We start from the raw sequence: 26,338 nt of genomic DNA on the forward strand, positions 1-26,338 counted from the left end.
GGCCGCAGCCTAGCGGCGCGCCTCGCCGTTGCAAGGCGCGATCGCGCGCCGTTCAACCGAGCAGGTGGCGGGCGGCCCGGCGAAGAAGGGCCTCGTCATCGCTCACTTCGCCAAGGAAGCGCAGTTCGCCATGCTCGTCCCGGCGCGCGACCAATACGGTGAATTCGCTGGACCGGCCGATTTCCTCCTCCGCGCGCGGCGAAAGCCCGCGAAGGCCGCGAACAAGCCGCTCATGCCGGGAAAGGCTCGGAGACTCCTTCTCCCCCTCCGCGCGGCGAAGGCGGCGCTCGTCGCGCACCAGCGCCTTGATGCCGCCTTCCGTCCCGGCGATATGCGCAGCAAGCCTGCCGCATTCGAGGCCGAGCCGCATGCCGTGGGCGATCACGGCGGCAAATTCGGTCAGGCGGGTCTTGTCGTAGTCCGTCCCGAAGACGAGCTTGACCAGCGGAACCAGCGGCGCGCGGTCCTGCACCTTGAGACCGGCATCCTCGACAAGCGCGGCAAGGTCCTGCGGTGCATCGGCAGCGGCCAGCGCAAAATCGTAGGCCCTGCCCAGCGCCGCATAAAGCGCCTGCCGCGAACGATCCTCGCTGCCCATGGCAGCCCGCGCCAGTTCGCGCGCGGAAGCCAGCCAGTCCGCCAGTTCCATATCCGCCGTGAGTTCGAGCACATCGGCATCTAACCGGTCCAGATCGAGCACACCGCTGCCGAGCGTGATCGGCGATTCCAGAATTCCTTCCCCGCCGAACGCCACCTGAGGCAGCCGGTCCGTCAGCGACAGCACCTGCTCCACCGGCCCGTCGGCCCATTCCCCCAGCAACGCTTCCCGGCGCGGCGGCAGGTCGAGCGGCCCGAGTTCGGCACCGGGTTCGCCCAGCGTCTCGTCCACCGCGCGCATCAGCATGTCCGTGCTCGACTGGTCGGCGAGCTGCTTCCAGTTGATGACGCCGTAGATGCAGTCGATGGCGTCATGCCCGCGCGAAAAGGGCAGCAGGATGCCGCGATAGAGGATCGTCGCCCCGCGCTGGTTGACGAATTCGGCCTCGAACCCGATCGGCGCCTGATTCGCGAGGATCTGCATGTAGTGATCGGTAATGCGCGACAGCAGCGACCGACTCGGCACGTCGTCCAGCCGGTGAATCGCGCCCAGGGCGCCGCATTCCCCGGCGAGTTCGGCGCCGAGCCAGGCCACCGCCGGATTCTCGATCCCCGCCGAGAAATCGAGCAGGACGCTGTTGGGGCCGAAATCGGGAAGCGTTTCGGGATGAAGCTGGGCGATATCGGGGAACGGTCGGTCCTCGAGCAGGCTGGCCCAGAAATTGTAGGCCCGCACCTGCATGCGGCGCTCGTCCTGGCCGACCGGCGCAACGATCCGGTCGCGCGCGTCGTCGTCGTCGCCGGAGAATCCCGTCGTCGCCCCGTCCGGATCGGAAAACTGGCCGCGCAACGTATCCATCGAAAGCCCCCGCACATTCAACGGCATCGCTTGTCGCGCAACATGGTGAATTAAAGGTTTAGGCCCGGCCGCGTTGCCCTACGCGATCAGGTCGGACGCAGGACACCTTCACCGAGCCGGGGCAGCGGGGCCAGGAAGCGCAGCACCACGAAAGAAACGATGAGGAAGATCGAGGCGGCGTGCAGCGCGAAGGCAAGGTCGCGCCAGTCCGCCAGCGCGCCCCAGGTCCATGCGCCGAGCGCCATGCCGCCGAACGTCACCGCCTGGTAGATCGACAGGCAGCGGCCGAGGATATCGTCGGGAGAACGCAGCTGGACCGCCGTGTTGAGCGTGGTCAGGATCAGCACCCATGCCATGCCCGCCACGAAAGCGGCCGGGAGCGCGTAGATCAGTTCATGCGCGACCGCGACGAGCGAGAACGAGAAGACGAACATCGCCGATCCGAGGGCCAGAATTCCCTCCAGTCCCAGCATCCGGCGAATCTTGCCGATGAACGGCGCGGTTACGATCGAGCCTATGCCGAACAGGCCGAGCATGATCCCGAAGTCGATCTCGGTGCCGTGCATCGAATCGTTGATGACGGCGGGCAGCAGCCCCTGGTAGGCGGCAAGGCTGAAGCCCAGCGCAAAGCCGCGAATGAGCAGGCGGCGCAGCGGCCGGTTGCCGAAACAGAACCGCAGGCCGGTGGCCACCGCAGGCAGGATCGGGCGGCGGTTTATCTGGCGGGCTTCCGGCTTCCACCAGAGCAGCACGCAGATCAGGCCGACATAGCTGACCGCATTGATCGCAAAGGCGAAAGACACGTTCCACAGGGAGATCAGCAGGCCGCCCACCGCAGGGCCGATCGAGCGCGCGATGTTGAACGATATCGAATTCAGCGCGATCGCCTGCGGCAGCTTGTCATGATCCACCTGCTGGCGCACCGAAGCCTGCCAGGCCGGTGAATTGAGCGCGGTTCCCGTTCCCACGCTGAGCGTGAAGGCAAGCAGCAGGAACGGGGTCAGCCAGCCCGCATAGGCCATGATGGCCAGTGCCGCCGAAACCACCAGCATGCCGATCTGCGCTGCCAGCATGACGATGCGGCGATCGAAGTTGTCGGCGATGGCCCCGGCAAAGACGCCGAACAGCATGATCGGCACCGTGGCGGAGGCCTGCACCAGCGCCACGAGCTGGTGCGAAGGGGTCAGTTCCGTCATCAGCCAGGCCGCGCCCACGCCTTGCAGGGTGGAACCGAGGTTGGAGAACAGGTTGGCGATCCAGATCGCGCGGAACACCGGATACCGGAACGGCGAGAACGTGCCGTGTACGGGCGGCGGAACCAGGTCCGCGGTGGCCGTTTCAACCACCTCCTCGACGATGTCCTCTTCCCTGCTCACCGCTCCGGGGTAAGCGGCAGGATCGGGAGCGGCAAGCGCTTTAAATACTGCGCTGTGGCTGCCGCAAATTATCCATGCAGACTACAGGAGATAGCGCATCCTGATCGCGAGGCGGACGTCGGCCCCGCCCACGTCGAACGCGGCCTTCTCGAAGCTGGGCGGCCCCATCCGCACCGGCGCATCCCGGGAAAACCCGAATCCCTCGCGCGGCATCATCAGCGCGGTGTCGAGCTTGCCATTGCCGTTCTCGTCATGAATCAGCGAGATGGCATAGCGCCCCTCGGGAACCCTGCCGAAATCCAGCGTGACCGGCCCCGTCACGGCAACGGTAAGCTTGCGCGCGGCGGGATCCTTCTCGCAATTGGGGAAAGCCTTGGGATTGGTGGTGAGACAGGCCAGTACCTGCCCCTTCTGCGAGCGCAGCGCGGTGACCGCCACGCTCACATCCACTCCCGGTGCTGCGGCCCCACCGGCCAGCGGCGCGCAAAGCAGCAGGATCAGGGCGCCGAAACGCCCCGGTCGGTTCCGCACAGATGATCCCAGAAGCGAAAATAGAGGCCGTAATTGCATCGGTATAGCTCGTGATGGCGGTGATGATGGCTCGCCGTTATCAGCCAGTGGCCGATGCGCGAATAGACGAGGGCGCGGGGGAACATCTCCCAACCCATGTGATTGGCGATTCCCATCACCGTCATGATCGTCAGCACCAGCGCGAGCATGCCGACGTGGATCGGCACGACGAACACGAGCGCGGGAACCACCACGGCGCCGGTCACGGCCTCCAGCGGGTGAAAGCTCATCGCTGCCCAGGCGGTGGGCGGCTTGCTGGCGTGATGGACGGCATGCATCGCCCGGAACACCTTCGGCCGGTGCATCCAGCGATGGGTCCAGTAGAACCAGGTGTCGTGAAGGAAGAGATAGAGCAGCAGCGAAAGCGGCATCCACCACAAGGGGCGGGCCAGCGGATCGGTGTAGATCAGGGTCCAGCCATGGGCCTGCCAGCCCCAGGCGACCACGCCTGCCGGAATGCCGTAAATCGCCGAGGAGGCCAGCGACCAGCCGATCTCGGCCCTGATCTGGCGGTCCATGCCCCGATAGAGGCCCGGGCGCACCCGCGCGGTAACCCATGCGAAGAGACCCGAGGTCCCGAGATAGCGCAATCCCACGATCGCCGTCATCGTGACGGCTGAAACGCAGAGCGCCCAGAGGCCGGGACCGGAAATCGATGGCATGGCCGGGGCTTATGCGCCCGCGCCCGGCCCGTGGCTAGGGCGGCCCCAAAAGAAAAGGATGCAGAAAGGCCCGAGCCCCTGCATCCCTTCCCTTACGATCCGGTGCGATCCGGGTCGGCGATCAGCTCGCGCGGCGGACGGCGCCCTTGTGCGTGCCGACGGTCTTGGCGCCGCGCGGACGGAAACGACGCTTGCGCTCGCCCTGGTCCTCGGCGCCATGCTCACGGCGTTCGCCGCGCGGGGCATCGCTGCGCGGACGGTCGTCCCGGCGACGGTCGTCGCCACGGCGCTCGCCGGTACGCTCGCCCTGCGGACGATCGCTGCGATCGCGGCGCGGCTGCTGGCTGCGGTTGCGATCGCCGCCGCGTTCGTTGCGGTTGCCACCGCGACCGGCACCCTGCGGGGCGGCGGGAGCCTGGCGCGACGGCGCGGGCAGGCGGGCCGCCTGCTTCTGGAAATCCTCGGGCAGGCCAAGGGCAGCCAGCTTGACGCGGGTCAGCTTCTCGATGTCGCGGATATAGGGCTTCTCGTCCGGCGCGACGTAGCTGATCGCAACGCCATCGGCGCCGGCACGCGCGGTGCGGCCGATGCGGTGGACGTACTGTTCGGCAACGTTCGGGATTTCGAAGTTGTAGACGTGGCTGACGCCGCTGACATCGATGCCGCGTGCGGCGATGTCGGTGGCCACGAGGACGCGCACCGTACCCTGGCGGAAGCCGCCGAGCGCTGCGGTGCGCTGGGCCTGGCTCTTGTTGCCATGGATCGCGGCAGCCGGGATGCCGGCGGCGACAAGGTGGCGGACGACGCGGTCGGCGCCGTGCTTGGTGCGGGTGAAGACCAGCGCACGGTCGATCGCGCCGTGCTCCGCCTTTTCGGCGGCGTCTTCGGCCAGGCCGTCACGCAGGCTGAGGGTAAGCAGCGCCTGCTTCTCGGCCTGGTTGATGAAGGTGGCGTACTGTTCGACGCGCTCGGCCGTGGTCGACTGCGGGGCGACTTCGACCTTGACCGGGTTGTTGATGAACTGCTTGCCCAGTTCGGCAATCGCCTGCGGCATGGTGGCCGAGAAGAACAGGCTCTGGCGCTGCTTGGGCAGGAGCGCGGCAACGCGCTTGAGCGGGACGATGAAGCCGAGGTCCATCATCTGGTCGGCTTCGTCGAGCACGAAGATCTCGACATGGCGCAGGGTCAGCGCGCGGCTGTCGATCAGGTCGAGCAGGCGGCCGGGCGTGGCAACGAGGATGTCGGTGCCGCGCTCAAGCGCACGGGCCTGCTTGCCGGCGGGCACGCCGCCGAAGATGCACTGGACCGAAAGGTTCAGGAACTTGGCATAGCCGCGCATGTTGTCGGCGATCTGCGCCGCCAGTTCACGGGTCGGCGAAAGCACCAGCATGCGGCAGCCGGCGTTCTGGCGCGGCTTGGGATCGCTGGCGAGGCGGTGCAGCGAAGGCAGCGAGAACGCGGCGGTCTTGCCGGTACCGGTCTGCGCGATGCCGAGAATGTCGCGGCCCTCGAGCAGCGCGGGAATCGACTGGCGCTGGATCGGCGAGGGATCAGTGTAGCCCTTGGCCGCGAGCGCACGGAGAATCGGCTCGGCCAGACCAAGTTCGGAGAAATAGGACATGTGTCACTTTCACAAGGTGCGGGGCACGCGGAAGGTTCTTGGCCCGCGCACACAGCAAGGTGTCGTTACGGGCGACCCTGCGTGAAGAAGGAAGCTTGTTCAAAAGGACAACCGCTCGTCCGGGCCGGTCCGCATCGGGACGTCACGCTGCTCTCGGATTGCGGCAGGGAAGTACCCTACGCGCCGGTCGTCGGGGGCCATTTAGTGTGCACTTCGATAAAACGCAAGATAATTGCGTAAGTCGGCAGAGACGTTGCCGGCAAGCCCCGCCGGCTCAGGCCGAGAATCGGCGGGCGCGGTCTGCCAGGCGTTCCACCGCGGCCTCGTGGATCGCGGGCGAGCTGACCAGCACGCCAAAGGCGCGGGGGTCGTGCTTGTTGTAATTGAGAGGCTTGCCGAAAGCATCGGTCACGGCGGCGCCTGCCTCGCGTGCGATCAATCCGGCAGCGGCGATGTCCCACTCGTAACCCCAGCGCAGGGTCGCCAGCAGATCGGCCTCGTTCGCCGCGATCAACGCCATGCGCAGCGCGATCGAGTTCGGCTGGCTCACGAGCGTGAGATCGGCATCCTCGCTCGCCAGCTTCTTCGCCGGAACGCGTGCACCGGCCAGCGTCTCGCGGTGGCTGGCGCGCAGCGGCACGCCGTTGCGGCTGCTGCCCTTGCCCGCCTCGCCGTACCAGAATTCGCCGCCCGCATCGCGGCAACGCGCCGGAGCATACAGCAGGCCCAGCAACGGGCGGCGGGTGTTCACCAGCGCTACCGAGATGGCCCAGCCGTCCCTGCCGGCGATGAAATCGCGGGTTCCGTCGATCGGATCGACCAGCCAGACCAGTTCGTGCCCCTGCCGCGCGGGAGAATCGGCAGTTTCCTCGGAAAGCCAGCCCGCCGAAGGCAGCAGGCTGGAAAGTTCGCGCTTGAGAAAGGAATCGACCTCGATATCCGCAGCGCTCACGGGGCTTCCGGGCGTTTTTTCCCAGTGCTCAAGGACATGGCCGTCCCCCGGCCATCCGGCCATGGCGATACGTCCGGCTTCACGGACAATGGCTTCAAGTCTGTCGCGATCGATCATGCGCGAGTCGTTCTGGCTATCCGGACGATCTGGAGGGGTCAGGTGATCCCATTGCGCAGGGAACGGGACTTTTCAAGCGCGCAGGGATGTGCTTATGCGGCGCGGTAAAAATCGGGGCCCTCCCGCGCCTTTCCTCTGACACTCCAGCAGAAAGCGATTTCAGCAATGAACATTCACGAATACCAGGCGAAGGAACTGCTTGCCAAGTACGGCGTCGGCATTCCCGCCGGCATCGCCGCCCTCACCGTCGAGGAAGCGGTTGCCGCTGCCAAGCAGCTCCCCGGACCGCTCTATGTCGTGAAGGCCCAGATCCATGCCGGCGGACGCGGCAAGGGCAAGTTCAAGGAACTCGGCGCCGATGCCAAGGGCGGCGTGCGCCTTGCCAAGTCGGTCGAGGAAGTCGAAGCTTTCGCCAAGGAAATGCTCGGCAACACGCTCGTCACCGTGCAGACCGGTGAAGCCGGCAAGCAGGTGAACCGCCTCTACGTGACCGACGGCGTAGACATCGCCAGCGAATACTACCTGTCGATGGTCGTCGACCGCGCCACCAGCCGCGTCGCCATGATCGTGTCGACCGAAGGCGGCATGGACATCGAGGATGTTGCCCACAACACCCCCGAGAAGATCACCACAGTCACCATCGACACCGCCGCCGGCTTCCAGCCGCACCACGGCCGCGCCGTTGCCTTCGCCCTGAAGCTGACCGGCGACCTCAACAAGCAGGCGCAGAAGATCGCCAAGCAGCTTTACGAAGCCTTCGTCGCGCTCGACTGCGACATGCTTGAGATCAACCCGCTCGTCGAAACCAAGGACGGCAACCTGCTCGTCCTCGACACCAAGATGAGCTTCGATTCGAACGCGCTCTACCGTCACCCCGACGTGCAGGCCCTGCGCGACGAGACCGAGGAAGATCCGGCGGAAGTCGAAGCCTCGAAGTACGACCTGGCCTACATCAAGCTCGACGGCGACATCGGCTGCATGGTCAACGGCGCCGGCCTCGCCATGGCGACGATGGACATCATCAAGCTCAATGGTTCGTTCCCGGCCAACTTCCTTGACGTTGGCGGCGGCGCCAACAAGGAAAAGGTGACCGCGGCGTTCAAGATCATCCTGCGTGATCCGAACGTGAAGGGCATCCTCGTCAACATCTTCGGCGGCATCATGAAGTGCGACGTCATCGCCGAGGGCATCGTTGCCGCGGCGAAGGAAGTGAACCTCTCGGTTCCGCTCGTGGTTCGCCTCGAAGGCACCAACGTCCAGCAGGGCAAGGACATCCTGGCCAATTCCGGCCTGCCGATCGTCCCCGCCAACGACCTGGGCGATGCCGCCAAGAAGATCGTGGCCGAGGTCAAGAACGCAGCCTGATCCTTGGATCACACGCGATCCCATATCGGATAATGCAGCGGCGGGGGTTTACGAGCCCCCGCCGTTTGCGTTTGAAGCCGGGGTCCAAGCCTGCCTTTTCGAACTCAAAGTTATTCTGGGCCCGCCGTTTCTGCCGGGGCGATGCCACTTTTCGCGGATTTGCGATATGGCGCCCATTGTGATCCCTCGAAGGGCTCATCTCGCCGCCGGCAGGACTTGACGTATACGTCAATTGCCTATTAGGCGTGCCTTGAGTGGATTTAATCGAGCGGCTAAACAGTGCCGTGCCTGAAATGAGAGGACCCGATCAGATGAAGATCCTCGTGCCCGTAAAGCGGGTGATCGACTATAACGTGAAGCCGCGCGTGAAAGCTGACGGCACCGGCGTTGACCTTGCCAACGTCAAGATGAGCATGAACCCGTTCGACGAGATCGCGGTCGAGGAAGCCATCCGCCTCAAGGAAGCGGGCAAGGCTGAAGAGATCGTCGCTGTCTCGGTCGGCCCGGCCAAGGCACAGGACACGCTGCGCACCGCACTCGCCATGGGTGCCGACCGCGCGATCCTGATCGAAACCGATGCCGAAGTGGAACCGCTGGCCGTCGCCAAGATCCTCAAGGCGATCGTCGCCGAAGAGAATCCGGGCCTCGTGATCCTCGGCAAGCAGGCGATCGACGACGATTCGAACCAGACCGGCCAGATGCTCGCCGCGCTGCTGGGTCGCCCGCAGGGCACCTTCGCCAGCAAGGTCGAGATCGAGGGCGATCACGTTGCCGTGACCCGCGAAGTCGATGGCGGCCTTGAAACCGTCAAGCTCGCGCTTCCCGCGATCGTCACCACCGACCTTCGCCTGAACGAGCCGCGCTATGCTTCGCTGCCCAACATCATGAAGGCAAAGAAGAAGCAGCTCGATGTGAAGACCGCCGCCGATTACGGCGTCGACATCACCCCGCGCCTCAAGACCCTCAAGGTCTCCGAGCCGCCCGTCCGCTCGGCGGGCGTGAAGGTCGCCGACGTCGATGCGCTGGTCGCGAAGCTCAAGGAACTGGGCGTCGCCTGAGGGCACAGCCCGGGAAGGATTTGAAACGATGAAGACGCTCGTTTGGGTCGAACACGACAACGCGTCGGTCAAGGACGCGACGCTCCATACCGTCACCGCTGCCGCCAAGCTCGGTGAAGTCCATCTGCTGGTCGCCGGCTCCGGCTGCCGCGCCGTTGCCGAACAGGCCGCGAAGATCGCCGGTGTCGCCAAGGTCCACCTGGCCGACAACGCCGCCTATGAGCACGCCCTGGCCGAAAACCTCGCGCCGCTGATCGTCGAACTCATGGGCCACCACGATGCGTTCCTGGTGCCCGCCACGACCACCGGCAAGAACGTCGCCCCGCGCGTTGCCGCGCTGCTCGACGTGATGCAGCTTTCGGACATCCTCTCGGTCGAAGGCGAAAAGACCTTCACCCGTCCGATCTACGCCGGCAACGCCATCGCCACCGTCGAATCGAGCGACGCCAAGCTGGTCATCACCGTGCGCGGCACCGCGTTTGAAAAGGCCGCCGCCGAAGGCGGTTCGGCCGCCATCGAAGACGTGGCTGGTGCCGGTGACGCCGGTCTTTCCAGCTTCGTGGGTGCCGAACTCGCCAAGTCGGAACGCCCGGAACTGACCAGCGCCAAGGTGATCGTCTCCGGCGGCCGCGCGCTCAAGGATTCGGAAACCTTCGAACAGGTCATCCTGCCGCTCGCCGACAAGCTCGGCGCAGCTGTCGGCGCCTCGCGCGCGGCGGTCGATGCGGGCTATGTGCCCAACGACTACCAGGTAGGCCAGACCGGCAAGATCGTGGCTCCCGAAGTCTACATCGCGGTCGGCATCTCGGGCGCGATCCAGCACCTTGCGGGCATGAAGGATTCGAAGACCATCATCGCCATCAACAAGGACGAGGACGCCCCGATCTTCCAGGTCGCGGATGTCGGCTTGGTGGCCGACCTGTTCACCGCCGTGCCGGAGCTTACCGGCAAGCTCTGAGCGGCGCTGAAGGACTGAAACAACGGAACCCCGGCCAGATAATGGCCGGGGTTTTCGTTTAAGTGCAACAGTTTCCCTATATCGCCCTGGTCGGGCATCGGGGGATTCTGCATGAGATGGGTACCGAAACGGCGGGCAAGTTGGCTTGCTGCCGCCGCGTTGTTGTCGCCGGTTTCGCCAGCGCAGGCCGCTCAAGCAATCGACCTCCCGCGGAGCAGTCCATGGACTTTCCGCTACGACGCCGATTCCTGCGACATGGCCGCCGTTTTCGGGGCCGACAACCGCTCTCTCGTCATCACCTTCTCGGGATTCGCTCCGGACGAGCCTTTCCAGATCACGCTGGCCGGTGAGGGAATGGATTGGCACCTTCCCGAAGCCGAGGGCTGGATCGATCTTGGCAATGGCGCGCAACCGCGGCGCGTTACAGTTCTGAGCGCGTCGGGCGCCCATCAGGCATCCATGCTGCTCGTCACCGAAGTCGAACTGGAACCGGGGATCTCCGAAGGTGGAAACAGCACGAATTCCACGCTGACCTTCACTGCACCTTCGCGCATATCGTACAGGCTGGGAGTCAGCGGGTTCCACGATGCGATGCGCGTCATGCGGCAATGCACGGAAAATCTCGAACTCCAATGGGGCTTCAAGCCGTGGGAACAGCGTACACGCTCCCACCCCGAACCCACGCCCGGTTTCAAGGCCTGGATGCGCAAGGGCGACCATCCGGAATTCACGGTGCCTGAAGGTATCGGCGGCTTCCTGCGGTTCCGTCTCGGTGTGGATGCCGAGGGCCAGGTCACGGATTGCCATATTCAACGCGCGATCGGACCCGACAGCTTCGGCGAGCAGGTCTGCCGCCAGTTCGTCCTGCGGGGTCGTTTCATCCCCGCTCACGATGCCAAGGGCGCTCCGGTCGCGTCTTACTTCGCCGGAGCGGCCCTGTTCTGAAAATCCTGGAAGCGTGCCGCCCGGTCAGGAAACCCGCTCGAACAGATTAACGATAACCGTCTCTCCGTTTTCGCCGAGGTCGTGATTTCCGCAAGGAATGAAGCCCAGTGCTCCGGCCACCCGCTCGGAGGCTGTATTGCCCTCCTCGATCATGCAGGCAATGCGGCGTGGTCCGTGAGTCACGTCGAACCAATCCAGTACGGCGCGCATGACCTCCTTTGCCAGGCCGATTCCCCAGTGATCGTACCGGACGATCCAGCCTGCCTCGGGTACATCGTCCATGCCTTTTCCAAAGCCCCGCCAGCTATGGAACACACCGCAGTTGGCAACGATCTCGCCATTCCCGCCACGCCTGCGCACCGGGAAGGTCCCATAGCCGTGCAGCGCCCAGGACCCGCCGTTGCGCTGGAGGCGCTCGAAAACGCCCTTCTTCTCGGCTTGCGTAAGGCCGAGGAACCGCCGCGTCTCCTCATCGGCCAGCAGGCGGACCATATCGTCGAGATCGCTTGCCTGCGGCTTCCAGAGTTCGAAACGCTCGGTGACGAGCAGCGGGCCATCCAGCACGGCAAGGCTCACAGCAACTGGTCCGCAACGTGGATGCATACGCCGAACAGGCCGCCGACCAGCGTGCCGTTGATGCGGATGAACTGAAGGTCGCGGCCCACGGCGCCCTCTATGCGGTCCGTCACGGTGCGCGCATCCCAGCGCTTGACGGTTTCGGATACCAGCCTCACGATTTCCCCCCCATAGCGCGACACGATCCCGACGAGCGTGCGGCGCGCGAAACGATTGACCATGTACTGCAACCGCGCGTCGTCGCCCAGTGCCTGACCCAGTTGCGCAAGGCTTTCCCCCAGCGCACCGGACAACGCCTTGTCGGGATTGCGCACGGCCTTGAGCAAGGCCGCGCGGGTGCGTTCCCACATGCCGTCGAGCCAGGCGGCGACTGCGGGGTTTTCGATCAGTTCGTTCTTGATGCGCTCCACCTTCGCCTGCGTCTCGGGCTTGCTGCGCAAGTCCTCTGCAAGGTTGGCGAGCGCCTCGTCGATCCTGGCGCGTAGGGGATGGTCGGGCTGGACGATCACTTCGGCCAGCAGCCGGTAGGCGCCGTCGAGCACGCCGTTTGCCAGCCGCTCGTCCAGCCCGGTCCAGCGCATGATGCTGTTGGCGCGCTGATGGATCATCTCGCGGATCAGCGGCTCGTTGCTCTCGATAGCCTCGCCGATCTTGCGCAGCACGCTTTCGAGCACCGGCAGGTGCCTGCGGTCGGCAATCGCACTGGTCAGCATCTGGCCGAGCAGGGGCGCCGCATCGATCTTCTCGAGCTGACGGCGCAGGCCGGTCTTGACCATGCCGCCCATCTGCTCGGGATCCAGCGATTCGAGCACGTCGGCCAGCAGGTTGGCCGCGCCGGCACGAATGCGGGATTGCTCGTCACGCGCGGGATCGGAAAGGAACGCCCCGGTGGCGGCCGCAAGGTTGAAGCCCTTCAGACGCCGGGCGACGACTTGCGGCGTGAGGAAATTGTCCCTCAGGAACATCGCCATCGAATCGGCGATACGGTCCTTGTTGTCGGGAATGATCGCGGTGTGCGGGATCGGCAGGCCCAGCGGATGGCGGAACAGCGCGGTCACAGCGAACCAGTCTGCCAGACCGCCGACCATGGCCGCTTCGGTAAAGGAGATCGCGTATCCGAGCGGCCCGCTCCATTCCGGGTGCAGCACCGCCAGCCGTTTGAGAACGATGAAGGCCGCCGCCATGAACAGCAGCAGCCCCGTCGCGAACAGGCGCATGTGCCGGGCCCGGTCGTTCACGACCGGGCCGAGCCGGAAAAAGTCTTGCCGTGCCACGGAGATGCTACGCTTGGGGGCCGGCAATGTTCCTCCTGCTCTTGCTATTCGGCCGCGATCGGCTGGGGAAGTGCGATTCCACCCTGGCTGGCGGCATCCTCATGGGCGTGGTGCGGCTCGAACGTGAGCAGCTTGCGGCGCAGCCACGGACCCACCCGCTTTTCGAAGCCATCAGCCAGGCTGAAGGCAGCCGGCACGATCACCAGAGTCAGCATGGTGGACACCAGCAGGCCGCCGATCACGGTGATGCCCATCGGCGCGCGCCATGCCGCATCGCCCGAAAGCGAGATCGCGGTCGGCACCATGCCCGCCGTCATGGCCACGGTGGTCATGATGATCGGCTGGGCGCGCTTGTGCCCGGCGTCCATGATGGCCGTGAGCTTGTCGACACCCTTCTCCATTTCCTCGATCGCGAAGTCGATCAGCAGGATGGAGTTCTTGGCAACGATGCCCAGCAGCATCAGGATGCCGATGTAGACCGGCATCGAGATCGGCTGGCCGACGATCACCAGCGCCAGGAGACCGCCCAGCGGTGCCAGCAGCAGCGAGGCCATATTCACCAGCGGCGAGACGAAGCGCTTGTAGAGCAGCACCAGCACCGCGAAGACCAGGAAGATACCGCTGATCACCGCGATCACGAAGCTGTTGACCATCTCGGCCTGCCACTTGTCCTCGCCGACGGGGGCGTTCGACACGCCGGTCGGCAGGTTCTTCATGATCGGCAGGTTCTGGATCTGCTCCATGATCGGACCCTTGACCTGCCCTTCGCCAAGGTCGGCGCCGACGAAGATGCGGCGCGACTGGTTGTAGCGCTGGATCTGGGTCGGACCGGCACCGAAGCGAATCTCGGCCACGCGCTTGAGCGGCACCGAGCCGCCGGTTGCGGTGGTCACGGGAAGATTCTCGATCGTGGAATAGTCCCGGCGCGAGGCGCGGGCGAGAATGACCCGGATCGGGACCTGCCGGTCGCTCAGCGAGAACTTGGCAGCGTTCTGGTCGATCTCGCCAAGCGTGGCGATGCGGATGGTCTGGCTGAGCGCCGCCGTCGTCACGCCGAGCTGCGCCGCGAGGTCGAGGCGCGGCACGATCACCAGTTCCGGTCGCTGCAGGTCGGCGGCGATACGGGGTGCAATCACGCCCGGAATCGTACGCATCTGTTCAGCCAGTGTCTGCGCGGTCTTGTTGAGCAGTTCCGAATCGCTGCCCGAGAGCATCACCGAAATATCGCGGCCACTGCCGAATCCGCCCGACTGCGTGGCAAATGTCACGCGGGCATCAGCGATGTTCTGCAGTTCGGGCGCCATGCGGCGTTCGAACTCGATGCTCGTGGCCTTGCGCTGGTCGGCCGGCTTGAGCGCGATGTAGAGCGACCCCCTGCCCTCGCGCGAAGCCTCGAGGATGTGCTGCACTTCAGGCTGCCGTTCGAGCAGGTGCGTGACCTTGTCGGCCACCACCACGGTCTGCTCGATGGTGGTGCCGGGCACCATCTCGATGTTGACGGTGCTGGTGTCGTTGTTGGTGTTGGGCTGGAACTGCGAGGGCAGCCCCGCCAGCAACGCGAACGTCACGACGAGCGCATAGATGCCCGCACAGAATGCGTAGAACCGGTGGTCGTGCATCCGCGCGCTGATCCGCGCCGAGAAATAACGGTACCAGGTGCCCATGCGTCCGGCGAAGTGAGCCAGCCACCGCAGCGCCTTGCCGAGCACATAGATCGCCACGGGAATGCCGAGAGGTGCGATCGCCGAGGCCAGCACGAAGGCCGCCTTGCCCAGCCCCATCTTGCCGAGCACGAAGTTCGCGCCCTGGAAGATCATGTAGGCCGCGCCGATGCCCCCACCCAGCATGAGCAGGATCGCCACCATCGCGATGAGATAGTACCACCAGCGCGACGGCGCCTTGACCAGCCGGGACTTGAGACGAAGCGCCTCACGCGAATCCAGCGTCCAGGCCAGAACCTTGAGATAAAGGTCCATGCCCTTGCCGCCGCCGTGTTCGGCATGGCCGTGAGCCTTGAGGAAGTAGGCCGCGACCATCGGCGTGATAAGGCGCGCCACGGCAAGGCTCATCAGCACCGCCGCAACGACCGTCAGGCCGAAGGCCTTGAAGAATTGCCCCGGAATGCCCGGCATGAGCCCGACCGGCAGGAACACCGCGACGATCGAGAACGTGGTGGCGACGACCGCGAGGCCGATTTCGTCTGCCGCGTCGATCGATGCCTGATAGGCCGATTTGCCCATGCGCATGTGGCGCACGATATTCTCGATCTCGACGATGGCGTCATCGACCAGCACCCCCGCCACGAGGCTGAGCGCCAGCAGCGAGAGGAAGTTCAGCGTGAAGCCGAGCATGTCCATGAACCAGAACGTCGGGATCGCCGAAAGCGGGATCGCGATCGCCGAGATCATCGTCGCGCGCCAGTCACGCAGGAACAGGTAGACGATGACGATGGCCAGCACCGCACCCTCGACCAGCGCTTCCATCGAGCTGGTGTACTGTCCCTTCGTGTAGTCCACGTCGGAGAACAGGCGCGTGATGTGGATGTTGGGGTTTTCCTTGCGGATCTTGTCCAACGCCTTGGCGGCGCCGTCATAGACCGCCACGTCCGAAGCCCCGAGAGCCCGCGTGAAGCCGAAAGTCACGACCTCGCGGCCGCGCAGCTTGGCGATGCGGGTCTGTTCGGAATAGCCGTCGTAGACCTTGGCGATATCCGAAAGCTTGACCTGCCTGCCGCCGCCCAGGTTGATGCGGGTCTGTGAAAGTTGGTACGCATCCTGCGCATTGCCCAGAACGCGGACCGACTGGCGCGATCCGGCGATTTCCGCCTGGCCGCCGGCAGCGTCGGTGTTGACCTGCCGCAACACGCCGTTGATGTCGTTCGCGGTAAGGCCCAGCGCGATCATCCGCTGCGGGTCGACGACGACGCGGATTTCACGGTCCACGCCGCCGTTGCGTTCAACCGAGGCGAGGCCTTCGATCGAGAGCAGGGTCTTCGAGATCGTATCGTCGACGAACCAGCTGAGCTGCTCCATCGTCATGTCGTCGGCACTGACGGCGTAATAGGCCAGATTGTCGCCGTTGGCCTCGATCTTGGTGACCATCGGTTCGAGAATGCCGTCCGGCAGCTGCCCGCGCACCTGATCGACGGCGTTCTTGACCTGGTTCGTCGCGACGTCCGGATTGGTGCCGACCGTGAAGAACACCAGCGTGGTCGACGTGCCTTCCGAGGCGGTAGACTGGATTTCCTCGATCCCGGGAACGGACCGGACCGCGCCCTCGATGATCTGGGTGATCTGCGTCTCGATCTCGGTCGGGGCGGCGCCCGGCTGCGAGATCATGACGTGAACGCCCGGGAATTCCACGTCCGGCATGTTGTTCACGTCCATGCGCATGAACGAGACCACGCCGGCGATCATCACGCCGATGAAGAAGACGATCGGAATGATCGGATTGCGGATCGACCAGGCCGAGATGTTGCGTAGGCTCATCGCGCTATGTCCGATCAATCGGCCTTGGCGGCAAGCTGGGGCTTGACCTTGTCGCCGTCGTTGAGGAACCCGCCGGCACGCAGCACGATCTTCTCGTTACCGTCGATGCCGGACTTCACGACGATGCCCTTGCCCGTCACCAGACCGGTCTGGACGGCGCGGCGATGCACCACGTTCTTGGCGTCCACGACGTAGACGAACGAGCCCTTGTCGTCGTTCTGGATGGCCGATTCCGGCAGCACCGGAGCAACCGTCTGGCCGCTGTTGATCACCACGCTGGCAAACCCGCCCGGACGCAGGGCGTCATTATAGGCGAGCGCGATACGGGCGATGCCCTGGCGGTTTGTGGAATCGATGATCGGGGCGATCTGCCAGACCTGGCCGGTGAAGCTCTGGTTCGAGCCGGTCGGCGTCACGGTGGCTTCCACGCCGACGCTCAGCCGGGCGAGATCGTCCTCGCTAAGCTGGGCGAGCAGTTCCATCTCGCCGCCCTTGGCGAGGCGGAACAGCACGGCACTGCCGCCGCCCACGACCTGGCCAAGCTCGACATTGCGTTCGAGCACGAGGCCGGCCGCCGGAGCAACGATGTTGAGGCGGGCGGTCTGTGCCTGAAGCTGGCCGAGCGTGGCGCGCGCGACCCTGACCTGGGCGACGGCAGCGTCACGCGTCGCCTTCAGCCGGTCGACGTCGGCAGCGGAGATGAAGCCGCGGTCCACCAGTTTGAGCGCACGGTCGAGATTGGCCTGCGCAAGGCGCGCGTCTGCTTCTGCGACGGAGATCTGCGCGGACTGGCCTGCCTGCTGCTGGGCCTGCACCGAGCGGTCGATCACGGCCAGCACCTGCCCCTGCGACACCCAGTCTCCCGCTTCGACGAGCACGGAGCGGACCTGCCCGCCCTCGCCCACCGAACCGACCGGCATCGGGCGGCGTGCCGCCAGCGAACCGGTTGCGCTGATTTCGCCAACAACGGAGGCGCGGCCAGGCACGACCACGGTTACGGCGGGGGTCTGAACGTCGTTTTCGCCGGCGGCGCTGGCTTCACCTCCGCCGCGCGTGGCGAACCAGATGCCGATCGCGAGCACGACGGCGCCCACTATGGCGATCCACAGCCATCGGCGGGATGCACGATCCCGTTCGACATCCCCTTCAAGCGGGTTGCCCGGCGCGGTGAAACCTTCGTTCTCGCTCACATCGATCCTGCTGTCGTAATTCATCTTGTCACCGCAAAAACTGCGATTGCCCCCAATCCCGATGCCCGAACCGATTGCCTGATCCCGGAGGCGTCACCACCCGCGGGCCCGCCCGGCACCGGGGAGCACGATCCGCCGTCGGGGCGCGGGCACACGGGTCCGCGCCGCTGCAACGGCAAAATTTCCTGCGAACGGACATATACCTGCGACAAGCGAGTGGCAATCAGCAGTCGGCCTGTAGCCGACGGGGATCGACAAGCGTCGAGCGCAGGTAATCGGCGGGGCGTAATCCTTGGGTCCTCAAGGATTCGCCGGCCAAATACGGAAACGGCGCCGAACCGAGGTTCGCCGCCGTCTTCCGGGTCTTTCGACCCTCAACAAATTCGAGGCTCAGTACTTCTGCTGGCGCTCGTAAAGATCGCGGTAATGCTGGATTCGCGTGACGCGCAGGCCCTGCATTCCAGAACGGTCCACCGCGCGCTGCCATCCCGCGAATTCTTCCAGCGTGAGCTGATAGCGATCGCAGACTTCGTCGATCGTCAGCAGGCCGCCGTTCACGGCCGCAACGACTTCCGCCTTGCGGCGCACGACCCAGCGCGTGGTGTTCGGCGGCGGCAACGAATCAAGCGTCAACGGCTCGCCGAGCGGCCCGATCACCTGGGCAGGACGGATTTTCTGGTTCTCGATCATCATCACCCTCGTACGCCGGTGCTTCGATTGCCGGCGACAGAAGCGACATTGGCCTCCGCTGGCTTGCGATTGGCTGAAGCATTTGGGTTAACAGGTATTGAGACTGGCTCATACGTATGAATAACGAATGCGGCCGAGCCGGCGAAACTGCCAAAGCGGTGAAGCCTGACAGATTCGGGCCTGATGGAATCAGGCTCTGCCCACGCGGCGCGCAGATCGTGCGCCGCAAACAGTCGGGAACGCAGGGAAAACCAGTCGATCGGCGATGGGTCCGAGATGAACTCCTCGCTGTCGCGACCAGACGCATGCCCTGCTTTGCAGGTTTCATGATCAAAAGCGATGTTCATGGACAAGGCTTTTAGCGCCGCTTGGTCAAGGGACGGTAAAGGCGATGTTTACACTTTTTTAACGATTGTTAACGCGCTTGCGAAGCACGCCTTGGCCGCCCTTTGCGGTTAGATACGGCCCCCTCCTCTCGACAAAGGTAGGAATTCCGTGCGTTCGCCTGTATGGGGCGGCGCATGACCGCCCTTTCCGACCTTGAAGGACTGGTGGCCGGCCTCGATCCCGCCGCGCTGTTCCAGTTGCCCGCGCCGCTTTCCGCGCGCCGTATCGTCGTTGCCATGTCCGGCGGCGTCGACAGTTCGGTCGTCGCCGCGCTTGCCGCCGCGACCGGAGCCGAGACCATCGGCGTCACGCTCCAGCTTTACGATTACGGCGCCGCGACCGGCCGCAAGGGCGCCTGCTGCGCCGGCGACGACATTCGCGATGCCCGCGCCGTGGCCGATCGCCTCGGCATCGCCCATTATGTCTTCGATCATGAGAGCGCCTTCCGCGAGGAAGTGGTCGAGCGCTTCGCGGACGATTACATGGCAGGCCGGACCCCGATTCCCTGCATCCGCTGCAACATGGGGCCCAAGTTCACCGACCTGCTGACGATGGCGCGGGATCTTGGCGCGGATTGCCTTGCCACCGGCCATTACGTGCGCCGCGTCGAAGGCCCCGCCGGTTCGGAACTGCACCGCGCTTTCGATCCCGCGCGCGACCAGAGCTACTTCCTTTACGGCACCACTGAAACGCAGCTCGATTTCCTGCGCTTCCCGCTCGGCGGCCTGCCCAAGAGCGAGACCCGACGCCTTGCCGAAGCCGCCGGACTGCGCGTTGCCGACAAGCCCGACAGCCAGGACATCTGCTTCGTGCCCGACGGCGACTATGCGAAGATCGTCCGCGCCGTCCGCCCCGAGGGCGAGGCGCCGGGCGATATCGTTCACGCCCTTACCGGCGACGTGCTCGGCACCCATCGCGGCATCATTCATTACACCGTCGGCCAGCGCCGCGGCCTCGAGATCGGCGGCCAGCCGGAACCGCTTTACGTCGTGCGGATCGAGGCGGAGGGGCGCCGCGTGCTCGTCGGCCCGCGCAGCCTGCTGGGCGTCGCCGCTGCCACGATCACCGAATCCAACCGAATCGGCCCGCTCCCGGACGCGCCGCTGACCGCCAAGGTGCGCTCGCTGGCAAAGCCGGTGCCGATCACGCTCGAAGGGCCGCTTGGCGACGGGACGACGGCGAGGATCCGCTTCGAGAATCCCGAATACGGCGTCGCCCCGGGCCAGGCGGCAGTGATCTACGCGGGAGATCGCGTCGTCGGCGGCGGCTGGATCGACGGCACCGAAGCCGCCATTCCGCTGGACGGCTGAGTCAGTTCGCCCAGGGTTCGAGCTGGCAGCCGCGATCGGGCGCGAAAGTCGCGGTCTGGCTGGCCAGCAGCGGAACGCTGGCCTTTACGGCGTGCGCCTCCGTATCCTCGGACAGCATCATCAGGCCGGCGGTACGGCCAAGGCCGGCAACCGCGATATCGCCCTTGCAGGTCTTGAGTTCGCGTTCGGAAACAAAGCGGCAGGCACAGGCCACCCGCGCGCCATAGGCGGTGCTGACCAGCGCCTGTTCGCGCAGGCCCTTCCACGAGAAGCCCAGCACGATCGCCAGTACGACCACGGCAAGCAGCACGCCGTTCCTGAGCCAGCGGGACGGTTGTCGTTCGCCGCGGCGGCTGTCCCCCATCCCGTGTGTCCCCACTGTTGCCATCTTCCCGCGCCTCGCACATCACACCCCGCGTCATGCCGGTGCGCCGCCCTTCCCTTATCCTTGCCCTCTCCGTCCTGCCAGCCCTCGGCCTCCTGAGCGGCTGTGGACAGGACGCGCAGCAGGGCCCGCCGCCGCCCAGCGCGGAATCGCAAGCCGCGATCAAGGATGACGGCGGTGCCCCCCGCGAATCGCTCGGCCGCGCCATCGACGGCCTGTTCGGCGATGAAGAGGTAGGCCGCACCGATGCGCTGGTGGTGATGAAGCGCGGCTCGGTCATCGCCGAACGCTACGGTGCTGGGATCAAGCCCGAAACCCGGCTGCACGGCTGGGGCATGGGCCAATGCGTGACCGCGCTGATGATCGGGCAGCTCGTCAGCGACGGCCGCCTGCGCCTGAACGAATCGGCGCCGATTCCCGCCTGGCAGCGCCCGGGCGACCCGCGCGGCGAAATCACGCTGAAGCAGCTCCTGCAGATGCGCTCGGGCCTGCGCCATTCGGAATCGGGCCCGCCCGCCGCCAACGGCAACCCGGAAGCCGGGCTCGCCCGGCAATCCGACCGTATGCGGATGCTCTATCTCGACGGGCGCGACGACATGGCCGCCTACGCCGAGGCCCAGCCGCTGGAGGCCCCTGCAGGCGCGCGCTTCGTGAACAGCGCGGCGACGCCGGTGATTCTCTCCGACCTTGCGGCGCGCGTCCTTTCGCCCGACCGCAATCCCGACCGCCGCCGCAGAGCCGTGGGCGACTATTTGCGCAACCGCGTCCTGCTTCCGCTCGGCATGGATTCCGGCATGGCGGGGTTCGACCGCGCCGGAACGATGATCGGTTCGGCCATGATCCACGCCGATGCCCGCGACTGGGCCAAGCTCGGCGAATTCCTGCGCCACACCGGATCGATCCAGGGCGCCCAGATCCTGCCCCGACGCTGGGTGCAGTTCATGCTGGAGCCTTCGCCCCGCAATCCCGGCTACGGCGCGGGAGTCTGGCTCAACCGGGGGCGCGGCAAGAACGGCGGCGGTGACGAGGCCGTGTTGTTTCCCGGCATGGCCCCCGCCAATGTCTTCGCCTGCGTCGGCGAGCATGGCCAATACGTGATCGGATCACCCGACCAGCTTCTCACCATCGTCCGCCTGGGCGAGAGCGACCCGCAGCAGGAACGCCTCCTGCACGACCGGCTGGGCAAGCTGATGGCGATGTTCCCCGGCGGCATCTGAAAGCCCTTTTTGGCGCTTAAGAGGACTGATCGAGGTTCACGCGGATTGGCGGCAATACGTCCAGCCCCGCCTGCCCTGCTTCGTCCACCAGGCCTTCCGGATCGGGATGGATGAGGATTTCCGTGCCGGGGAACTCGACGGCGAGCCGGTGCTCCAGTTCGTCCATCACACGGTGCGCCTCGCGAACGGTCATGTTCGGGTCTACCCAGACATGAAACTGCACGAAATCCTTGTTTCCCGAAGTGCGCGTGCGCAGGTCGTGAACGCCGGTGATGTCGGGATGGCGGGCAAGTACCTGGAGGAAACGGTCCTTCTTCTCCTCGGGCCACTCATGGTCCATCAACTGGTCCAGCACGTCCTGCGAGGCCCTCCAGGCGCCCCAGCCCAGCCATGCGGCAATGCCGATCCCGAACAGCGGGTCCGCCCCCCTCAGCCCCGCATAATGGTCGAGCACGAGCGCCACGATCACAGCAAGGTTGAGCATCAGATCCGACTGATAGTGGACGCTGTCGGTCTGGATGGCGATGCTGCCGGTCTTTCGGATGACATGGCGCTGCCAGGCCACCAGCATCAGCGTCAACACGATGGCGGCCGCGGATACGGCAATGCCGCCTTCCGCCTTTTCGACCGTGCTCCCTGCCAGAAACTCCTCGACGGCGCGGCTGGCGATGGCGAGCGCGGAGATCGAAATCAGCACGATCTGGAACATCGCCGCGATCGCCTCCGCCTTGCCATGGCCGAAACGGTGCTTGTCGTCCGCCGGTTGCGAGGCGATCCAGACGCCGAGCAAGGTGGCGATACTGGCCACAAGGTCCAGCGCGGTGTCGGCCAGGCTGCCCAGCATCGCCGTCGAGCCGGTCGACCATGCCGCCCAGCCCTTGAGCGCGAGCAGGAACACCGCCGTGCCTATGCTGGCGATGGCGGCGCTGCGGTTCAGGGAGGCATGTTGATGCAAGGAAACGCTCCGGCAGGGCTCAGGGATAAAGCAGCGTGCTGGCCCAGCCGCCTTCGGCGTTCCGCACGAAACGGCGGCGTTCGTGAAGCCGGTAGGGACGGTCGTGCCAGAACTCTATCGCAGCGGGAACCACGCGGAATCCGCCCCAATGCGCGGGGCGCTCGATCTCGCCATCGCCGAAGCGGGCGCGAACTTCCTCGTAGCGGGCCAGGAACGTTTCGCGGCTATCGAGCGAAGCCGACTGGTCGGACGCGACTGCGCCAAGCTGCGAATCGCGGGCGCGCGAGTGGAAATAGGCATCGGCCTCTTCCGTGCTGACCGGCTCGAGCCGGCCCTCGATACGAATCTGGCGGCGCAGGCTCTTCCAGTGGAACAGCAGCGCCACGTGCGGATTGGCGGCTATTTCCTGGCCTTTGCGGCTGTGTCCATTGGTATAGAACACGAAGCCGTCCGGGCCGTAGCCCTTGAGCAGGACCATCCTGACCGAAGGCAGCCCGTCCGGCGTTGCCGTGGCCAGTGCCATGGCGTTTGAATCATTCGGCTCCGCTTCGCGGGCCTCGTCGTACCAGGCCTTGAACAGGGCGAACGGATCGCCGTGGGGAATGACTTCGCGGGCCTGTTCAGCTTCCATCTTCACTTCCTGACGAAATTATGTGCGGTCTTTGCCGGCGGGCAAGATAACCCTCCGGCTCCCCCCCGCTCCCCGCGCCTACAAAAGCACCGCGGTTGCGGCAATTCCTGATGGCCCAGAGGGACATGGGCAAGAACATGGCCGGTGCAATAGACGCACGGCCGGATCTAGGAAAGCACCGCTTGCCGTGCGGCTCGTCCCCACCTAGCTAGGATGCCATGGCAGCAGACCCTTATTCGACCCTTGGCGTATCGCGCACAGCCAGCGAGAAGGACATCAAGTCCGCCTATCGCAAGCTGGCGAAAGAACTTCATCCCGATACCAACAAGGACAATCCAAAGGCTTCGGAACGCTTCTCCGAGGTGACATCGGCTTACGACCTGCTTTCCGACAAGGACAAGCGGGCCAGGTTCGATCGCGGCGAGATCGACGCGGACGGCAACCCGATGGGCTTCGGCGGCATGGGCGGCGGCGGCGGATTCGGCGGCGGCGGTTTTGGCGGCGGGCCGGGCGGGCAGCGCGGATTCGGCGGCGGATTCGGCGGCAATGACGGGATCGACCTTGAAGACCTGTTCGGCGGCATCTTCGGCGGCTCCGGCCAGCGCGGACCCGGCGGCTTCGGGGGAGCCGGAATGGGCGGAGGCGGAGGACGCGGCCGTGCGGCACCGCGCGGCGCCAACGTGAATTACCGCCTTTCCGTGCCTTTGCCCGACGCAGCAGAGCTGAAACCGCAGCGCATCACCCTGTCGGATGGCAAGACCATCGATCTCAAGCTCCCTGCCGGACTTGAGGACGGCACCCAGATGCGCCTTGCCGGGAAGGGCGAAGCCGGCCCCGGGGGCATGGGCGACGCCATCGTCACCCTGAACATCCAGCCGCATGCCTTCTTCCGCCAGGATGGCGACGATTTGCGGGTGGATCTGCCGATCACCCTCGACGAGGCGCTGAATGGCGGCAAGGTCAAGGCGCCCACTGCCTCCGGCGCGGTGATGCTTTCGGTTCCGGTCGGTGCAAGTTCCGGCAAGGTGCTTCGCCTCAAGGGACGCGGCATGACCCGCAAGGACAGCAGCCGAGGCGATCTGCTCATCACCCTCCAGATCGTCCTTCCCGAACACGACGCCGACTTGGCCAAGCGTCTGGAAGGCTGGAAGGACAACCGCGACGTCCGGGCGAAACTCGGAATCTGACCCGGCATCGGCGGCGCGGCGCGGGACGGTTGAGCACCCCTGTGCCGCCCCGCCCTTGGCCAAGCCCCTGCCGGATTTGAATATCCGGCCCCGACCGCCTATGTCGGCAGGGTGAAAGGCGATCCGTCGACAGAACTGGCGACTACGGCCGCGATCTCGCCCGAGGCGCGTCGCCGCGCCGCCTTGCGCTGGCGGGAAATGCAGGAGCGGATTTCGCGCCCCCGGCCCAACAACCGGCCCTACACCGTCATTTCGCGCGTTGTCGCCGGCACCTGGGAAGATGGCTTCATTCACGCGGGCAATTTCGCGTACATGTCGATCGTCGCGCTGTTCCCCTTCTTCATCGCGCTGGCGGCAATCTACGCGGCGCTGGGGGAGCAGGGACAACTCGAAAGCTCGATCAATGCCGTGCTCGCCGCCCTTCCCCCGCGCGTGGAGGAAGCGCTGGCGCCGGTCGCACGCGATGCCGCAACCGCACGCCACGGCTGGCTGCTGTGGATCGGCGGCGCGCTGGGCCTGTGGACCACGACCAGCCTGATCGAGACTATCCGCGATATCCTCCATCGTGCCTACGGCATGACCAAGGGACTGAAATTCTGGAGAAACCGCCTGGCGTCGAGCGGGCTGATCTTCGGTTCGGTGCTGATGCTGCTGCTTTCGCTGTCCTCGCAAGTGATGATTTCCGTGATCGAGGAAGTACTGCTGACGCTGTTTCCGGGGCTCGGACGCTTCGATTACCAGATCACGATTTCGCGCGGGATCACTGCGATCACGCTGTTCGGATCGCTCTACGTCCTGTTTTTCCTGCTGACTCCCACGCGATATCAGGCCCGGCGTTACCCGAAATGGCCCGGCGCCCTGCTCGTCGCCAGCTGGTGGTTCGGCACGGCCTGGCTCCTTCCCAGAGTGTTGCGCAATTTCATCGCTTACGATTTGACGTACGGAAGTCTCGCCGGAGTGATGATCGCGCTTTTCTTTTTCTGGCTTGTCGGACTAGGGATGGTCGCAGGCGCGGAACTCAATGCCGCCCTCACCGTCAGTCCCGAGGAGCAGGAAATGCTCGCCGGCGGCGCAGGCGGGAGAAGCAGCACGACTGCACAGAACAACGAAGTACAGGAAGAACACGAATGACCGGTCTGATGCAGGGTAAACGCGGCCTGATCATGGGCCTTGCCAACGACAAGTCCCTGGCCTGGGGCATCGCGAAGAAGCTGCACGAACAGGGCGCGGAACTGGCCTTCTCCTATCAGGGCGAAGCGCTGGCCAAGCGCGTGAAGCCGCTGGCGGAAAGCCTGGGCAGCGATTTCCTCATCGATTGCGACGTTTCGGACATGGCAGCCCTCGACACCGCCTTCGAAACGCTGGCCGAACGCTGGCCCACGATCGACTTCATCGTCCACGCCATCGGCTTCTCGGACAAGAACGAGCTGCGCGGCAAGTACGTCAACACCAGCCTCGACAACTTCCTGATGACGATGAACATCTCGGCCTACAGCCTCGTCGCCGTCACCAAGCGCGCAGCGCCGATGATGCCCGAAGGCGGTTCGATCCTCACGCTGACTTATTACGGCGCCGAAAAGGTCGTGCCGCACTACAACGTGATGGGCGTGGCCAAGGCGGCGCTCGAAGCCTCGGTCATGTACCTTGCCAACGATCTCGGCCCGCAGAACATCCGCGTGAACGCGATCTCGGCCGGTCCGATCAAGACCCTGGCCGCCAGCGGCATCGGCGATTTCCGCTACATCCTCAAGTGGAACGAACTGAACTCGCCGCTGCGCCGCAACGTCACCATCGACGATGTGGGCGGTTCGGGCCTCTACTTCCTTTCCGACCTGTCCTCAGGCGTGACCGGCGAAACGCATCACGTCGACGCGGGCTACCACGTGGTGGGCATGAAGCAGGAAGACGCACCGGATATCGCGCTGAGCTGATCGGCGCTTTTGCCAGGCAAACGAAAAGGGGCCGGGA

Annotated in this window: 24 protein-coding genes; 9 read left to right on the forward strand and 15 right to left on the reverse strand. The window is 65.3% G+C overall.

The features are described from left to right. Positions 1-52 precede the first annotated feature (52 nt). The 6 genes from U9J33_RS01495 to U9J33_RS01520 form a co-directional block, all read right to left on the reverse strand. A complete protein-coding gene (locus U9J33_RS01495) occupies positions 53-1,456 on the reverse strand; it encodes a hypothetical protein (RefSeq protein WP_324697400.1) in 1,404 nt (467 codons plus the stop codon). A gap of 86 nt (positions 1,457-1,542) precedes the next feature. Further along, positions 1,543-2,832: an MFS transporter gene (locus U9J33_RS01500; protein WP_185998368.1), complete on the reverse strand. Its 1,290-nt coding sequence runs from the start codon at positions 2,830-2,832 to the stop codon at positions 1,543-1,545. A gap of 81 nt (positions 2,833-2,913) precedes the next feature. Next, on the reverse strand, positions 2,914-3,363 hold the full coding sequence (locus U9J33_RS01505) for a DUF2141 domain-containing protein (RefSeq protein ID WP_369818363.1): 450 nt from the start codon (positions 3,361-3,363) through the stop codon (positions 2,914-2,916). Continuing rightward, positions 3,330-4,064 (reverse strand): sterol desaturase family protein, encoded by a 735-nt coding sequence (locus U9J33_RS01510; protein WP_185998367.1) that lies wholly within the window; start codon positions 4,062-4,064, stop codon positions 3,330-3,332. Before U9J33_RS01510 ends, U9J33_RS01505 begins: the two co-directional genes overlap by 34 nt. Positions 4,065-4,185: 121 nt before the next feature. Further along, the gene (locus U9J33_RS01515) at positions 4,186-5,685 is read right to left on the reverse strand and encodes a DEAD/DEAH box helicase (RefSeq protein ID WP_324697403.1); all 1,500 of its coding nucleotides are present in this window, start codon (positions 5,683-5,685) and stop codon (positions 4,186-4,188) included. A gap of 274 nt (positions 5,686-5,959) precedes the next feature. Further along, positions 5,960-6,754, reverse strand: coding sequence for a 3'(2'),5'-bisphosphate nucleotidase CysQ (locus tag U9J33_RS01520; RefSeq protein WP_054442103.1), 795 nt, complete (start codon positions 6,752-6,754; stop codon positions 5,960-5,962). Between the two features lie 165 nt (positions 6,755-6,919). Between U9J33_RS01520 and sucC the strand changes: the two genes are divergently transcribed. The 4 genes from sucC (at position 6,920) to U9J33_RS01540 (ending at position 11,080) form a co-directional block, all read left to right on the forward strand. After that, positions 6,920-8,119, forward strand: a complete 1,200-nt coding sequence (sucC, locus tag U9J33_RS01525) for an ADP-forming succinate--CoA ligase subunit beta (protein ID WP_054442102.1) — start codon at positions 6,920-6,922, stop codon at positions 8,117-8,119. Positions 8,120-8,430: 311 nt separating this feature from the next. Beyond that, positions 8,431-9,177: an electron transfer flavoprotein subunit beta/FixA family protein gene (locus U9J33_RS01530; protein WP_054442101.1), complete on the forward strand. Its 747-nt coding sequence runs from the start codon at positions 8,431-8,433 to the stop codon at positions 9,175-9,177. Positions 9,178-9,205: 28 nt separating this feature from the next. Next, on the forward strand, positions 9,206-10,135 hold the full coding sequence (locus tag U9J33_RS01535) for an electron transfer flavoprotein subunit alpha/FixB family protein (RefSeq protein WP_132468640.1): 930 nt from the start codon (positions 9,206-9,208) through the stop codon (positions 10,133-10,135). Positions 10,136-10,390: 255 nt separating this feature from the next. Then, the gene (locus tag U9J33_RS01540) at positions 10,391-11,080 is read left to right on the forward strand and encodes a hypothetical protein (RefSeq protein ID WP_324697407.1); all 690 of its coding nucleotides are present in this window, start codon (positions 10,391-10,393) and stop codon (positions 11,078-11,080) included. A gap of 24 nt (positions 11,081-11,104) precedes the next feature. Here the strand turns inward: U9J33_RS01540 and U9J33_RS01545 are convergent, their stop codons facing one another. The 6 genes from U9J33_RS01545 to U9J33_RS01570 form a co-directional block, all read right to left on the reverse strand. Then, the gene (locus U9J33_RS01545) at positions 11,105-11,656 is read right to left on the reverse strand and encodes a GNAT family N-acetyltransferase (protein WP_231636291.1); all 552 of its coding nucleotides are present in this window, start codon (positions 11,654-11,656) and stop codon (positions 11,105-11,107) included. Then, the gene (locus U9J33_RS01550; RefSeq protein ID WP_324699097.1) at positions 11,653-12,873 is read right to left on the reverse strand and encodes a DUF445 domain-containing protein; all 1,221 of its coding nucleotides are present in this window, start codon (positions 12,871-12,873) and stop codon (positions 11,653-11,655) included. Before U9J33_RS01550 ends, U9J33_RS01545 begins: the two co-directional genes overlap by 4 nt. 101 nt (positions 12,874-12,974) lie before the next feature. Continuing rightward, a complete protein-coding gene (locus U9J33_RS01555) occupies positions 12,975-16,418 on the reverse strand; it encodes an efflux RND transporter permease subunit (RefSeq protein WP_185998364.1) in 3,444 nt (1,147 codons plus the stop codon). A 14-nt stretch (positions 16,419-16,432) separates the two neighbouring features. Next, a complete protein-coding gene (locus tag U9J33_RS01560) occupies positions 16,433-17,632 on the reverse strand; it encodes an efflux RND transporter periplasmic adaptor subunit (RefSeq protein WP_132468637.1) in 1,200 nt (399 codons plus the stop codon). Between the two features lie 366 nt (positions 17,633-17,998). Beyond that, entirely contained in the window at positions 17,999-18,298 is a 300-nt protein-coding gene (locus U9J33_RS01565; RefSeq protein ID WP_054442268.1) for a DUF1153 domain-containing protein, read from the reverse strand. A 2-nt stretch (positions 18,299-18,300) separates the two neighbouring features. After that, positions 18,301-18,645, reverse strand: coding sequence for a hypothetical protein (locus tag U9J33_RS01570; protein ID WP_132468636.1), 345 nt, complete (start codon positions 18,643-18,645; stop codon positions 18,301-18,303). A 174-nt stretch (positions 18,646-18,819) separates the two neighbouring features. Between U9J33_RS01570 and mnmA the strand changes: the two genes are divergently transcribed. Continuing rightward, on the forward strand, positions 18,820-19,995 hold the full coding sequence (mnmA, locus tag U9J33_RS01575; protein ID WP_324697411.1) for a tRNA 2-thiouridine(34) synthase MnmA: 1,176 nt from the start codon (positions 18,820-18,822) through the stop codon (positions 19,993-19,995). A gap of 1 nt (position 19,996) precedes the next feature. Here mnmA and U9J33_RS01580 read toward each other — a convergent pair whose 3' ends face one another. After that, complete coding sequence (locus tag U9J33_RS01580) at positions 19,997-20,359, reverse strand: hypothetical protein (protein ID WP_292635302.1); 363 nt, start codon at positions 20,357-20,359, stop codon at positions 19,997-19,999. 56 nt (positions 20,360-20,415) lie between these two features. Here U9J33_RS01580 and U9J33_RS01585 point away from each other — a divergent pair, with 56 nt between their 5' ends. Beyond that, complete coding sequence (locus U9J33_RS01585; RefSeq protein ID WP_185998903.1) at positions 20,416-21,597, forward strand: serine hydrolase domain-containing protein; 1,182 nt, start codon at positions 20,416-20,418, stop codon at positions 21,595-21,597. A gap of 16 nt (positions 21,598-21,613) precedes the next feature. Here U9J33_RS01585 and U9J33_RS01590 read toward each other — a convergent pair whose 3' ends face one another. Continuing rightward, positions 21,614-22,552 (reverse strand): cation diffusion facilitator family transporter, encoded by a 939-nt coding sequence (locus U9J33_RS01590; RefSeq protein ID WP_132468633.1) that lies wholly within the window; start codon positions 22,550-22,552, stop codon positions 21,614-21,616. Positions 22,553-22,571: 19 nt separating this feature from the next. Beyond that, positions 22,572-23,183, reverse strand: a complete 612-nt coding sequence (gene pdxH / locus U9J33_RS01595; RefSeq protein ID WP_324697418.1) for a pyridoxamine 5'-phosphate oxidase — start codon at positions 23,181-23,183, stop codon at positions 22,572-22,574. A 218-nt stretch (positions 23,184-23,401) separates the two neighbouring features. Between pdxH and U9J33_RS01600 the strand changes: the two genes are divergently transcribed. The 3 genes from U9J33_RS01600 (at position 23,402) to fabI (ending at position 26,301) form a co-directional block, all read left to right on the forward strand. Beyond that, positions 23,402-24,370: a DnaJ C-terminal domain-containing protein gene (locus U9J33_RS01600; RefSeq protein ID WP_054442095.1), complete on the forward strand. Its 969-nt coding sequence runs from the start codon at positions 23,402-23,404 to the stop codon at positions 24,368-24,370. Between the two features lie 111 nt (positions 24,371-24,481). Next, a complete protein-coding gene (locus U9J33_RS01605) occupies positions 24,482-25,501 on the forward strand; it encodes a YihY/virulence factor BrkB family protein (protein ID WP_054442094.1) in 1,020 nt (339 codons plus the stop codon). Next, positions 25,498-26,301: an enoyl-ACP reductase FabI gene (fabI, locus tag U9J33_RS01610; protein ID WP_324697422.1), complete on the forward strand. Its 804-nt coding sequence runs from the start codon at positions 25,498-25,500 to the stop codon at positions 26,299-26,301. Before U9J33_RS01605 ends, fabI begins: the two co-directional genes overlap by 4 nt. Positions 26,302-26,338 lie beyond the last annotated feature (37 nt).

This window comes from Novosphingobium sp. RL4 (genome assembly GCF_035658495.1).
Lineage (GTDB): Bacteria > Pseudomonadota > Alphaproteobacteria > Sphingomonadales > Sphingomonadaceae > Novosphingobium.